The sequence below is a fragment of the Dechloromonas sp. ARDL1 genome, from assembly GCF_051122455.1.
In the GTDB taxonomy this organism is placed as follows: domain Bacteria; phylum Pseudomonadota; class Gammaproteobacteria; order Burkholderiales; family Rhodocyclaceae; genus Azonexus.
In genome coordinates, this window is sequence record NZ_CP168939.1 from 3,865,922 (window position 1) to 3,878,660 (window position 12,739).

A 12,739-nucleotide genomic window follows, 5' to 3' on the forward strand; every position below is an offset into this window, starting at 1 on the left:
TTTACGGGGCGATGGCGCGGAAGGCGAGAACCGCGTTGCTGCCGCCAAAGGCGAAGGAATTGGAGAGCGCGATGCGCAGAGACTGCCGGCGGCCGGCAGTCACATGGTCGACGCCGACGCAGGCCGGATCGAGGTTGCTTTCCAGATTGGCCGTCGGCGGGACGACCTGCTCGCGCAGGGCGAGCACGGTGGCAATGGCCTCGATGGCGCCGGCGGCACCCAGCAGGTGGCCGTGCATGGACTTGGTGGCGCTGACCGCCAGTTGCCCGGCGCGCTCGCCGAACACCGCCTTCAGCGCGCCGACCTCGACCGGGTCGCCTTCGGTCGTTGCCGTGCCGTGGGCGTTGATGTGGTCGATGTCGTCGGGCGTCAATCCGGCATCGGCCAGCGTCAGCTTCAGGGCGCGGACCTGGCCTTCGACTTCCGGGCGAACCAGGTGGCTGTGGTCGCAGCTCGTGCCGTAGCCGACGATTTCGCCGTGGATGCGGGCGCCGCGGGCGACGGCGTGATCCCAGTCCTCGAGTACCAGCGATGCACCGCCCTCGCCCAGTACCAGGCCGCGGCGGTCGGCGGCGAATGGGCGGCAGGCCGCCGGGGAGGTATCGGCATCGCCAGGCGCCATGACGCGCAGGGCTTCCCAGGCGCGGGCGACACCGTAGGCCTGCGGGACGTCGGAGCCGCCGGTGACCATGATCGTTGCTTCGCCCGAACGCACGCGGCGGAACGCTTCGCCGATGGCGATGGCCGACGAGGCGCAGGCCACCGTGTGGCTCATGCTGATGCCGCCGAGGCCAAGCTGGATCGAGATGTGGGCATTGGCGGCGTTGTTCATGCCGAGCACGACGGCGAGCGGCGACAGGCGCTCGCGGCCCTTCTGCCACAGTTCGCGGTAGCCCTTCTCATAGGCCAGCGTGCCGCCCAGCGCGGTGCCCCAGGAGACACCCCAGGTGTCGCGCGATTCGGCATCATCGTCGCGCTTGCGCGGCAGGCCGGCATCATCCCAGGCGCTGAACGCGGCGGCCATGCCGAGCTGGGCGAAGCGGTCCATCATCGAGGCCAGGGGTTTGCCGAGGGCGGCGTCCGGGTCGAAGGCGGGGCAACTGACGAAGGGAATGGAGAGCGGACGCGGCAGGTCGTCGGTCAGCAGGTAGCGGATGGCCGATTCGCCGGCACTCAGGCGGGCGAAGAAATCGGCGAGGTCGCCGCCATAAGGACTGACCAGCCCGAGGCCAGTGATTGCAACCCGCCGTTCCGTCATGGCTCAGTTCTTTTGGCTGGCGATCAGGCCGTCCATGAGGGCGACCATTTCGCCGACGGTCTGGGGCGTCTTCAGGTCGCTGGAGAGCTTGATGTTGAATTGATCTTCGAATTCGAACATCAGTTCAAGCATCATCAGCGAGTCGACGCCGAGGTCGGCCAAAGGCGCTTCCGGCACGACGGTGTCGGGCTCGACGCCAAGGCGGTCTTTGAGAAATTCGCGAATCAGGCCAATGGAATCCATAGGTCGGCAATTTTAGCCGAAAGCCCATGTTTTCCAAAGACTTGCCCCGGTATGTCGGGTTTTGTCGATGGGTCCGGCGATTGGGCGTTCGATTTGCTACCATACTGCCGCACTTCCCCCTTCCCGACCGCCGCCGAGCCACCGATGCAACTGTTTCGCGAATCGCCCTGGTATCGCCAGATAGCCGCCCGGATGTATACCCTGTGGCCGCTCAAGGCATTGGGCACGGCGGCATTCATGATCGTCTTTTTCTGGGCCTATTTCGCCGTTCTGCGCAACCCGCTGAGCCCGGTTACGGTGATGCCGCTGACCTGGCTCGATACCGCGATACCGGTCACCTCGCTGGCTTTTCCGTTCTATGCCTCGCTCTGGGTCTATGTCTCGCTGCCAGTCGCTTTCATGAAGGATATCCGCGCCATGTTGGCATTTGGGGCGTGGATGGCGCTGATGTGCCTGCTTTGCCTGGGCATTTTCTGGTTATTGCCCACCGGCGTGCCGCCAGCCGGCATCGACTGGCGGCTGTATCCGGAAATGGCAGTCATCAAGGATGTCGATACCGGCGGCAACGCCTGCCCGTCGCTGCATGTCGCCTCGGCGGTATTCGCTGCGGTCTGGCTGGGGCGGATATTCGACTGCGTCGGTGCACCGCCATTCGTGCGCTGGCTGAGCTGGCTGCATTGCCTGGCCATCCTGTGGTCGACCGTCGCCACGCGCCAGCATGTCGTCCTCGATGTACTGGCCGGTACCGTGGTCGGCGTGATTTTCGGTCTGGCGGGTTTGTACCACGCCTTACGTACGGCGCCGGAGCGCCGAATCTAGCCGGCAGCGCCGGTTTTCTGCAGCGATTTCACGAAGTACTCAGCATTTTGGAAGCCGACAACGCGAACGGCCTTGTTTTCCCGGCCCTCGGCATCGAAAAAGATGATGCCGGGCGGGCCGAACAAGTCAAAGCGGGCCAGCAAGGCCTTGTCGTCATCCGAATTGGCGGTCACGTCGGCCTGCAGCAGGGTGTACGCCGCCAGTCTTGCCTGGACGGTCGGGTCGGAGAAGGTGAATTTCTCCATTTCCTTGCACGACACGCACCAGTCGGCATAGAAATCGAGCATGACCGGTTTGCCGGCGGCGGCGATTTTCGCCTCCAGGTCAGCCACCGAGGTGACGCGCGTGAAAGGCAGGTGCTTGGTTTCGGCGGCGACCGCGGTGCCGCGCAGGCCGGCCAGCGGCTGCAGCGGATCGCGGCTGCCGGCCAGGGCGCCGATCAGCAGGGCCGCGCCGGTGAGCAGCATGACGATGCCGATACCTTTCCAGAAGCGTTGCCAGCCCTTGGCGTGCGGTGGCAGCGGGTCGAGGGCATGCAGGTAGATGGCCGGCACGATGAGCAGCAGCGCCCAGCCGAGCATGGGGACGACCGGCGGTACGACCGGCGACACCAGCCAGACGGCGGTCGCCAGCAGCAGCACGCCGAACGCCTTCTTGACGCCTTCCATCCACGGCCCGGTCTTGGGTAGCAGTGAACCGCCGGCCACGCCGACGGCGATCAGCGGCGCGCCCATGCCGAGCGCCATGACGAACAGCGCGGTGCCGCCGAGCACGGCATCGCCGGTCTGCCCGATATAGAGCAGCGCACCGGCTAGCGGTGCGGCAACGCAGGGACCGACGATCAGCGCCGACAGCGCGCCCATCAGGAAAACGCCGACTCCGCGTCCGCCCTGCAGGTGGCCGGACTCTTCCGACAGCTTGCTTTGCAGCGCGGTGGGCAACTGCAGTTCGTAGAAGCCGAACATCGAGAACGACAGCACCACGAAGACCAGCGCGAAGCCGCCGAGCACCCAGGCATTCTGCAGGGCGCTGGAAATCAGCGTACCGGTCAGGCCGGCGGCGACCCCGGCGGCGGCGTAGGTGACTGCCATGCCCAGCACGTAGGCCAGCGCCAGCGCGAAGCCGCGAGCGTGCGACGCCTTGTGACCCTGCCCGGCAATGATCCCGGAGAGGATGGGAATCATCGGGAAGACACAGGGCGTCAGCGACAGGCCGAGGCCGGCGACGAAGAAGAAGGCGAGAATGGCCCAGAAGCCGGCGTTCTTGAGGGTGGCGGCGATCATCCCGCTTTCGTCGCCCTCCCCGGCTTCGGCGGCGGCCGCCGCGCTCGGCGTGGTGGCCGGATCGGGCAGCTGGACACTGAGCGGCTGGGTTTGCGGCGGGTAGCAGACGCCGGCGTCTGCGCAACCTTGTGACGTGACCTTGAGATTCAGCGTCAGCGGCCCCGAGGCGCTGCGCTCGACCGGCACGCGGATGGCGACCGACTTGTAATAGACCTCGACCTTGCCGAAGGTGTCGTCATCCTTTTCCTTGCCCTTGGGGTAGATCGCCGACCCCGCCTTGGCGGCATCGCCGTCGATGACGAAGCGGAACTTGTCGCGATAGAGGTAGTAGCCCTTGGCGATGTCGTAGCGGACTTCCAGGGTCTGCCCGTCGAGGGCGCGTACCGACGGTTTGAAGGCGACGGCGGGATCGAGGAACTCTTCGGCATGAGCCAGCGAAACGAGCAGGGAAAACAGGAAGAGGACAATACGCATGGTCATTGGAGCGTCTCGGTGGCTACCCAGTTCAAATAGGCCGGCAGGCCGCGGGCGATCGGCAGGGCGATGATTTCCGGCACATCGTAGGGATGCAGGGTCGTGATCCGGGCTTCGAGGGCCGGGTAGTTGTCGGCGGTCGTCTTGATCAGCAGCGGAATCTCGGCCGCCGACTCGACGCTGCCCTGCCAGCGGTAGATGGATTGCACGCGCGGCAGGATATTCACGCAGGCGGCGAGCTTTTCCTCGACGATGGCCAGCGCGATGGCGTTGGCGGTTTCCTCGTCGGGGCAGTTGGTGATGACGGTCAGTGTTTCCATGGGGAAATTCTATTTGAGGAGTCGGCGGCGGGTCAGATGCAGGGCGATGGCGAAGGCTACCGCCGCAGTCGCGACGAGCGCCATGACGTGGATCAGGGCATCGGCGGGTACCTGGCCGGCGAGCAGCGGACGAACCAGCGCCACCCCCTGGGCCAGCGGCAGCCAGCCGCCGATGGCGGCCAGCCAGGCGGGGAGCTGGTCAGTCGGGAAGAAAACGCCGGAAATCAGTGTCATCGGGGTGATGAACAGCGTGAAGTAGTACATGAAAAAGTCGTAGCTCGGCGCCAGTGCGTTCCAGATCAGGCCCAGCGCAGCGAAGGCGAGGCCGGTGAGGACGATGGCCGGCAGTGCCCACAGCATCAGCGGGCCGTTGGTAAGCCCCATGGCGGTGATGACGACGAGGATGGCGGCGCCGGAGAACAGCGATTTGGTTGCCGCCCAGAACAGTTCGCCGGCGACCACGTCGGCGAGGCCGAGCGGCGTGTTGAGAATGGCGTCCCAGGTCTTTTGCACGTGCATTCGGGAAAACGCCGAATACAGGGCTTCGAAGGTGGCGGCATTCATGGTCGAGGCGCAAACGGTGCCGGCGGCCAGGAAGGCGACGTAGGGTTGCCCCTCGATCGTCGGCAGCATGGCACCCAGGCCGTAGCCCAGGCCAAGCATGTAGATCAGCGGATCGGCCAGGTTGCCAAGAATCGACGGCAGCGCCAGCTTGCGCCAGACGAGGAAATTGCGTTGCCACACCGGCAGGAAGCCGGTCAGGCTTGGGCGATGGGCGGGCAAGGTGGCGTGCATCGGGTTTGCTTGGCTATTCGGTAATGGGTAGCAAACAGGCAACAAGAGGAAGTGCCATTCTAGAGGCGCAATGCCCCGCCGCGCGTAATGCTTTGTGACAGCGCCGGGATGGCTGCCGGCAAGCGCCTTTCAGCCGGCTGCTTCCGGTACGCAGGTGCGGGCCAGTTCGGGCAGTTGTTCCTGCCCCAGATTCAGGCAGTGGAGGCAGGCATCGCCCAGCTTCACCCATTCGCAGGTCTGCGACTGGGACGTCTTTTGCTGGATCAGGTATTCGGCCAGCTGGGCAACCGCGATCAGGTGGCGGGTACGCTCGGTCAGCGCCAATTCACCTTCGAGGGCGCTGCGGTCATGGTGATGGCGGATGGCCTGGCAGGTTTCCTCGGGCAGCAACCAGTCTTCGGCGAGTTGGGCGCCGAGCGCGGCATGGTTGAGACCGATGGCTTCTTCCTCGACAGCGGTGAAACTCGCCGTTTCCTCGTGATTGGCCTTGATCAGGATGTCGCGGTATTCCGGGAAAGGGATCATCAGCATCGGGATGCCGCAGTCGCGGAATAGCGCGAAGGTATGGGCATCTTCGGGGCGTATGCCGATCCCGTTGCCAATTTGTCTGACCAGCATGGCCGAGACGTTGGCTGTCGTTGCCGAGGCATCCCAGAAGCGGTCCATGTTCGGAACGTGTTTGAACACCTGCTGCAGGGACAAGCCGGCAATGGTTCTCAGCACCTGTTTCAATCCGAGGACGAGCAGGGCTTCCTGGACGGTGGGTACCTTTTTGCCGAAAGAGAAAAATGGCGAATTGGCGATCTTGATCACACCGGCCGACAGCGCGACATCCTGACCGAGGAGCTTGGCCAGGTAGATGAAATCGGGGTCGTCCTTGGCCGTCTCCTGTTCGATCTGGGTCAGGATGAGTGGACGTGGCGGAATGCCGATATCCCGAAGTTCGATCTTCATCCGGGATTCGACGGCATCGGCGGCCGGCTTGTTCTGGCGTTCTTCCACGCGTGGCTCGGTCAAGGTCATGAGCCTGCGATTATATGCCGTTGGTCATACACGCAACAGGGTCTTGCTTGGTCATTGCCCCACGAAAATGCAGGCACGCCAATCCGTCCGGCCTCCGTTGGGGAGCGGGACGGCATATGCCGCCGATGAGCGTAGTGTCTGGCCACGCTCGGCGGCGATAGCGGGATGAGGCCTTAGCAGCCGGCTGTTTTCTTGAACGACTTACTCTTGTTGCCGTTGTTGTCGAACTTGGCGCGGATTTCGTCGCCGTCCTGGATGCGCTTGTCCTTGAACTTGTCGAGCGTTTCGTCATCGGTGATGTTGATGGTGACGGATTCGCCCGACTTGACGTCCTTCAGGGTGGCCTGGGCAGACTTGCCGTCGCCCGCCATCTTGATCTTGGTCACGACACCGACCATCTTCACGTCGTCGGCCAGGGCTGGCGGGGAAACGGTCAGTGCGGTGGCGGCCAGGGCCAGGGAAACAAGCAGTTGAGTGAATTGGGTGCGCATGGTGTGCTCCTGTTTGGCGAGATGTCAGAATTTCACTTCGAAGGTGGCATAGGCGTTGTAGGCCTTGGATAGCGGCGCGGTGGTCATCATGTTGCCGTTGACGTCGGAAAGGCGGACCGGGGCGCCGACCCAGTTGTTGCTGCCGGTGTATTGGAAGTCGTAGTACTGGAAGCCGAGGCGGAAAAAGGACTTGGCGAAGCGCGAAGAGATCGGCTTGCTGTCGAGCTCCTGGATGGCGTAGATCTCATAGACGTTGCCGCGGGTACCGACCTTGGAGGTCCACGAATCGCCAGAGGCCGGGGCGAAGGTGATCCAGTTCTTCGAGCCATGGTTGTATTCGAAACCGAGCTTGGTCTTCGACGGCAGGTCATAGCGCAAGCCGAGGTAGAGAGCGTTGCCGGTCTTGCTGGTCGGTGCTTCCGGATTGAAGAAAGCGCCGGTCATCAGGCCTTGGAAGCCGAACTGCGACGACACCTTGTCGTTCGGGTGGGTGATGCTCAGGCCAACATCGGCAAACCAGTTCAGTTCGCCCGGCCCGACACGCTTGATCGTGCCCATGGCGCCGAGGCCGTACCAGTCGATATCGCCCAGATTGGTCTTGGGCATCGTCGTGCCGAAGTAGGTGTTGGCCATCTTCGGCGCGTCGAAGATGTTCATGCCGCGGTTGTACTGGGCCCAGACGCGCAGCGCATCGGTGTCGATGGGAACCAGCGAGATGCCGATCATATCGGTATCTTCCAGCGAGTTGGTGAGCGCTCTACTGAAGCCGGCCTCGTAGCCCCGGCCATAGCAGAGCTTGGCGTAGGCGCCGGGGAGCGCATCGATGTCCGGTGCCCAGCCGACGGTCATGCCGTCGAAGGCGTAATCGACCAGCAGGGCGGGCGTGCCGCCAGTACCCGGACGCGGGGTGTTGCTGCGCAGGTTGCTCGGTGCGCCGTGGGTGGACGGGCGGCGTCCGACGGAGAACCAGATATCCTGATCGGCAATGTTGTTCCACGTCGCATAGACACGGTCGACATTGAGATAGCTGCTCGACGGGATGTGGCCGAGCGTGCCGTCGAAGACCCCCACCCGGTCGGCGAAGAAGGGCGTTGCGCCGCCGTTGGTGATGGCGCTGTCGTCGTTGGCGCCGAAGGTCTTGTACATCAGCAGGCGGGCGGTGACCGAGACGTCCTGTGTTGCCTTGGCGTTCAGGTCGAGTCCGAAGCGATTGGTGTACAGCGTGGCGTTCTCAGGCTTGTAGGCGGGAACGGAGGCGGCGAAATTGTTCAGGCCGCCCATGATGGCCTGGTTGCCCGGGTTGCTCATGAAGGCCCGCGCCTGCTGGTAAGTCTGAACGGCAGCCATGTTCTGCGAGAAGCCCATCAGCGTTCCCAGCGGCGGTACGCCGCTACTCATCGCCGAGGTTTGGGCGGCCTGGAAGGTACCCTGGACATCGGTGAAGGGCTTGGTTTCTCCGCGTAGGCTGTCGACGCGGAACTGATAGTCGCCGCCGACCGTCAGCCACTTGTCGAGCGCCCTGTCCTCATTCTTCTGCACCTTTTCCTTGATGTCGCTGACTGCCGCGGCAGCCTGCTTGCTGGTTTCCTGGTTGGCCTGGACCAGTGCCCTGAGGGTCTCGATTTCCTTGGCCATTGCCTCGACCTTTTTGAGCAGTTCAGCATCGGTGGCTTGGGCGCCCAGCGGAATGAACAGGCCGGCAACCAGCGTGGCGAGTAGGCGGCGTGTGGTTTTTGCGTGAGTCATGATGGGTGATCTCCCTGAAACGAGTTCTTATTGCGCCTTGGCGGGCTGGGTTTCTTCGTGGACATCGTCGTCCCAGCCGGTGACCATGGCCTTGAAGTGGGCGGTCGGCGTGTGACCGGCGGTGCCCAGATAGACGTGGACGATCAGGAAGAGCAGCAGCAGGAAGGCGGCGAAGGTGTGCGCCAGGGCGATGGCGCCCAGGCTCAGCCCGTCGAAACCGGCGGCGCCGAGCTGGTTGTAGAACAGATAGAACAATCCGGTGATCCAGATCAGCGGGTTGATGAACAGCTTGACGCCGAGGTAGGCGACTCGCTGCAAGGGGTTGTGCTTGCGGTTTTTTGTCTTCAGGTAGGGGTGATGCTCGCCCTTGAAGATCCCGAAGGCGTAGAACAACGCGACATCGAGCATCTTGTTCGTGGTGGGGATGTACTGGCGCCATTCGCCGGTAGTGAAATGCCAGAAGATGGCGAAGACCCACAGGCCCATGAGCAGCCAGGCAGCCGTGGTATGGGTTTCGGCGGCCTTTTCCCAGCCGAACAGCTGGTAGCTGCCATGCACCTCGAAGCCGGTGAGCAGCATGGTGATGATCAGGGCGGCTTGAGCCCAGTGCCAGAAGCGTTCGAAACGCTTGAATACGTATACGCGTGCCATGTTGTTCCCCTTATTGCTTCTTCGACGCGGCGATGCGGCCGATGCCATGTCCGGCTACGCCCAGAACGGTCAGTCCGACCAGTGCCCAGCCGGCGGTGTCGAGCAGGCCGAGGTGGTCGCGGCTGCGGCCCGGGATGTAGATGCCGTCCACCTTTTCCAGGCGACCGTTGCTGGTATGGCATTCGGCACAACCGACGGCCTTGTCCTTCGGTGCGACCATGTGGGTGATCGGCCACATCGCAGCGGTTTCGATGAAGTCGTACTTGCCCGAATACGGCTTGCCGGCGGCGGCCATGCCGGCGGCGATGGCACGGTCCCAGTTCATGTTCTTCCAATAGGCATCGTCGTCCTGGCCGGCCAAATGGTTGATGGTCAGCGTCTTGTTCTCGGCATCGAAGGGCTGCTTGCCGCGGAAGAGCTTCACCGGCCAGATCATCGACTTGCCGTCGCTGGCGCTGCCTTCGAACTTGCTGATCCACACCGGCTGGTTGGCCTTGTCGATCTTGTCGTCGGCCAGGGTGTATTTGACGGTGCCGTTGAACCAGTAGTACTCGGGCTTGACGTTGTCTTCATAGACGAAGTCGCCCTTGATGCCGAGGTAGATGTCGTGGCCTTCGTCGTTCTTGATGACCAGCGGCTTGCCGTTCTTGTCGCGCTTGCCGGCGGTGGACCAGTCCCAGGACATCTTGGTCGGCAGGTCGCCACGGGCGAAGGCCGGGATGTGACAGGTCTGGCAGGCCAGCTTGTCGGTGTGGTCGTTCAGCTTCGCCGTTTTCTTGTGCGGTGTCTGGCCGTGGCAGGCTTGGCAGGTTGTCGGATTGCTGCCGTCGGCCTTGCCGCGCATGTGGGCGCCCTCCTTGTCCTGGGCGGTCGGCGCATAGCGGCTGCCCGGAACCTGGTGGCCCTTGGTCATGTGGCAGGTGGCGCAGGTGAAGTTAAGGCCATCTGCCGCCATGTGCACGTCGAGCGCCTTTTCCGGCTTTTCCAGAGAGCTGTCGAGGTCGCCGTGCTTGACGCCGTCGCCGCCGCCACCGTAGAAGTGGCAGGCGCCGCAGGTCGACCGCTTGGTCGGGCCGACCTTCTGCGCGATTTCGCTCAGGTTGATGCCGCGGACGATCTTGCCGGATCCGGGCGGGAACTCGGTGTCCTTGGTCACCGGGTTGCCGGCGAAGCCGGAGGGTTTCTTGTACTTGCCGGTCTGGTCATGGCAGACCAGACAGTCGACATTGCTTTCCGAGGTCAGGTCGAATTTCGGTCCGTCGGTGTTGTAGCCGATGTGGCAACTGGCACAGGCCTTGTAATTCGAGGTCACCGAGGTGCAGAAATTGTTCACCACGTGCTTCTTGCCGAGCAACTGCTGGGTGTCCGGATTGCGGTACTCCCACTTCCAGTGCTGGGTCAGGTGTATCTGCTTGGCGGCTTCGGTGTGGCAGCCCAGGCAGGTCTTGGTGACTTCCGGGCCCGAGGAAAACCCCTGCTGGAGCTCCTTGAACTTGCTGTGGTCGGCGGTCGACTTGAGCAACTAGGGTGTTGGTTGCGATGCGGCCGGGTCATTGCTGGACATGGCCGGTCCCGTGAGCGCCAGAGCGGCGATCACGACCAGTGCTTGCTTGATCAGTTTCATGATTCCCCCTGTTAAGAGCCGGTGGGCTCAGGAATCCGCTCGCCCCGCAGACGACGGATCCTTGAAGGAATATTAGGCCTCCCTGATGCTCGAATATTGATATTCATCAATATTCGATAAGTCTTCTATTCTAATTTTGCTTGGTGCTCAGTCGCGCAACTCGCGGCCGGTCAATTTGATGAAGACGTCTTCGAGGTTGGAGGCGCGGTGTACGTAGCGCAGGCCGTCGACCTCGGCCAGTTGGGCAAGCAAGGGGCGCGGATCGCGGCAGTAGAAGAAGGCGGTTTCGCCGCTGGTTTCGACTCGTTCGCACAGACCACGATGGCGCTCGACGAAGGGCGGCAACTGGCCGCGCGCTTCGTCGAAGACTTCGACGACCTGCGGCTCGATGTGTTCGGCGATCAGGGTGCGCGGACTACCTTCGGCGATCTTGCGGCCATGGTCGATGACAATCAGTGAGTCGCACAGGCGCTCGGCTTCGTCCATGAAATGGGTGGTCAGGATCAGCGTCTTGCCGGCGGACTTGAGCTGTTTCAAGCGGTCCCAGATCAGGTGGCGGGCCTGCGGGTCGAGACCGGTGGTCGGTTCGTCGAGAAAGACGATATCGGGGTCGTTGACCAGTGCCCGAGCCAGGGTCAGCCGCCGTTTCATGCCGCCGGAGAGTGTGGCGATGCGGGCGTCGGCCTTGTTGCCGAGGCCGGCGAACTCGAGCAGTTGCGGAATACGGCTGCGGATATCCGCATCCTTCATGCCAAAGTAGCGACCGAAGACGAGCAGGTTCTCGGCGCAGCTGAAATCGGGGTCGAGGTTGTCGAATTGCGGTACGACACCGACCCGTGCCCTCGCCTGCTGCGCTTGGGCGGGGATCGGGTAGCCATTCAGGGCGATGCTGCCGCCGGCGGGGGCGGTCAGACCAAGACAGAGGCGTAGCGTGGTGGTCTTGCCAGCGCCGTTCGGGCCAAGCAGGCCGAAGCAGGTTCCGGCATCGACGGCGAAGGAGAGGCCGGCGACCACCTCCTGATCGCCGTAGGCCTTGCGCAGGTCGCGGACGTCTAGTGTCGCCACGCTTGGGTGATGATGTCGCGGATAACGTGCAGGCGGCGGTGGAAGAAGTGATCGGCGCCGGGCACCACGACTACCGGCAGATCCAGCGGCAAGGCCCATTCGAAGACGTTGCTCAAGGGGACCAGCGTATCGTCGGAGCCGTGGATGACGATGGTGTCGTGCGGCACGGCCTCGGTGTCGTAGTGGCGGGTGCTTTCCACGTAGCCAGCCGCCGTGCCGACCAGCACCAGGCGCTGGGCCGGGTGGCCGGCTTCCTTGAGGCGTTTGGCGACCCGGCTCTGGCAATAGGCGCCGAAGGAGAAGCCGGTAAGGACGACCGGCAGGTTGCCGCAGCGGCGCCTGGCTTCGTCGAGCACGGCGAGCAGGTCGTCGGTTTCGCCGACGCCTTCGTCATGCACGCCGTCGGTACCGCCGACGCCGCGGAAATTCGGGCGGAAGGACGCATAGCCGAGGCTGACGAAGGTGCGTGCCAGGGTGTAGGCCACCTTGTTGGTATTGGCCCCGCCGCCAAGCGGATGCGGGTGGGCGACCAGCGCGATGCCCTTGGGGGCATCCGGCCGTTCCATGATGACCTCGATCTTGCCTGCGGGGCCATCGATCAGGAGTTTCTCTTCAGGGGCTTTCATGGTGTCAGATCTTCAAACGGTCGACGACCTTGCCGCCGATCAGGTGTTCCTGAATGATTTCCTCGACATCTTCCTTGTCGATGAACGAGTACCACGTCTCCTCGGGATAGACGACCATTACCGGGCCGTTGTCGCAGCGACCGAGACAGCCAGCCTTGTTGATGCGGATGGCGCCGGGGCCGTTCTTTTTCAGCGCGCCGACGCGGTCCTTGGCGTAGGCGAACAGGTCGGAACCGCCCAGGTTGTTGCAGCATTGCTCGCCGCCTTCGCGCTGGTTGGTGCAGAAAAAAACGTGGTGTTGGAAATAGCTCATGCGGGTCT

The 12,739-nt window shown here is 63.4% G+C and carries 14 protein-coding genes; 1 reads left to right on the forward strand and 13 read right to left on the reverse strand.

From position 1 onward, the window contains the following. Window position 1: 1 nt before the first annotated feature. Window positions 2-1,258 carry a beta-ketoacyl-[acyl-carrier-protein] synthase family protein gene (locus AB6Q56_RS19120; protein WP_434514618.1) on the reverse strand — a complete coding sequence of 419 codons (1,257 nt, stop codon included), beginning with the start codon at window positions 1,256-1,258 and terminating at the stop codon, window positions 2-4. Between the two features lie 3 nt (window positions 1,259-1,261). Next, complete coding sequence (locus AB6Q56_RS19125; RefSeq protein ID WP_434514619.1) at window positions 1,262-1,501, reverse strand: acyl carrier protein; 240 nt, start codon at window positions 1,499-1,501, stop codon at window positions 1,262-1,264. Window positions 1,502-1,645: 144 nt separating this feature from the next. Here AB6Q56_RS19125 and AB6Q56_RS19130 point away from each other — a divergent pair, with 144 nt between their 5' ends. Next, the gene (locus AB6Q56_RS19130) at window positions 1,646-2,320 is read left to right on the forward strand and encodes a phosphatase PAP2 family protein (protein WP_434514620.1); all 675 of its coding nucleotides are present in this window, start codon (window positions 1,646-1,648) and stop codon (window positions 2,318-2,320) included. Here the strand turns inward: AB6Q56_RS19130 and dsbD are convergent. From dsbD to AB6Q56_RS19185, 11 genes are all read right to left on the reverse strand, one after another. After that, window positions 2,317-4,077 carry a protein-disulfide reductase DsbD gene (dsbD, locus tag AB6Q56_RS19135; RefSeq protein ID WP_434517181.1) on the reverse strand — a complete coding sequence of 587 codons (1,761 nt, stop codon included), beginning with the start codon at window positions 4,075-4,077 and terminating at the stop codon, window positions 2,317-2,319. The genes AB6Q56_RS19130 and dsbD overlap by 4 nt on opposite strands. A gap of 2 nt (window positions 4,078-4,079) precedes the next feature. Then, window positions 4,080-4,397, reverse strand: coding sequence for a divalent-cation tolerance protein CutA (gene cutA, locus AB6Q56_RS19140; RefSeq protein WP_434514621.1), 318 nt, complete (start codon window positions 4,395-4,397; stop codon window positions 4,080-4,082). Window positions 4,398-4,406: 9 nt separating this feature from the next. Beyond that, window positions 4,407-5,192, reverse strand: coding sequence for an ABC transporter permease (locus AB6Q56_RS19145; protein ID WP_434514622.1), 786 nt, complete (start codon window positions 5,190-5,192; stop codon window positions 4,407-4,409). A 129-nt stretch (window positions 5,193-5,321) separates the two neighbouring features. Continuing rightward, window positions 5,322-6,209: an HDOD domain-containing protein gene (locus AB6Q56_RS19150; protein ID WP_434514623.1), complete on the reverse strand. Its 888-nt coding sequence runs from the start codon at window positions 6,207-6,209 to the stop codon at window positions 5,322-5,324. A 179-nt stretch (window positions 6,210-6,388) separates the two neighbouring features. Next, entirely contained in the window at window positions 6,389-6,706 is a 318-nt protein-coding gene (locus AB6Q56_RS19155; RefSeq protein ID WP_434514624.1) for a hypothetical protein, read from the reverse strand. Between the two features lie 24 nt (window positions 6,707-6,730). Next, on the reverse strand, window positions 6,731-8,452 hold the full coding sequence (locus AB6Q56_RS19160) for a DUF3373 domain-containing protein (RefSeq protein WP_434514625.1): 1,722 nt from the start codon (window positions 8,450-8,452) through the stop codon (window positions 6,731-6,733). A gap of 27 nt (window positions 8,453-8,479) precedes the next feature. Beyond that, the gene (locus tag AB6Q56_RS19165) at window positions 8,480-9,103 is read right to left on the reverse strand and encodes a cytochrome b/b6 domain-containing protein (RefSeq protein WP_434514626.1); all 624 of its coding nucleotides are present in this window, start codon (window positions 9,101-9,103) and stop codon (window positions 8,480-8,482) included. Between the two features lie 10 nt (window positions 9,104-9,113). Beyond that, window positions 9,114-10,625, reverse strand: a complete 1,512-nt coding sequence (locus AB6Q56_RS19170; RefSeq protein WP_434514627.1) for a tetrathionate reductase family octaheme c-type cytochrome — start codon at window positions 10,623-10,625, stop codon at window positions 9,114-9,116. A gap of 249 nt (window positions 10,626-10,874) precedes the next feature. Beyond that, on the reverse strand, window positions 10,875-11,792 hold the full coding sequence (locus tag AB6Q56_RS19175; protein ID WP_434514628.1) for an ATP-binding cassette domain-containing protein: 918 nt from the start codon (window positions 11,790-11,792) through the stop codon (window positions 10,875-10,877). Next, complete coding sequence (locus tag AB6Q56_RS19180; RefSeq protein ID WP_434514629.1) at window positions 11,780-12,418, reverse strand: alpha/beta hydrolase; 639 nt, start codon at window positions 12,416-12,418, stop codon at window positions 11,780-11,782. Before AB6Q56_RS19180 ends, AB6Q56_RS19175 begins: the two co-directional genes overlap by 13 nt. 4 nt (window positions 12,419-12,422) lie before the next feature. Beyond that, a complete protein-coding gene (locus AB6Q56_RS19185) occupies window positions 12,423-12,731 on the reverse strand; it encodes a (2Fe-2S) ferredoxin domain-containing protein (RefSeq protein ID WP_434514630.1) in 309 nt (102 codons plus the stop codon). Window positions 12,732-12,739 lie beyond the last annotated feature (8 nt).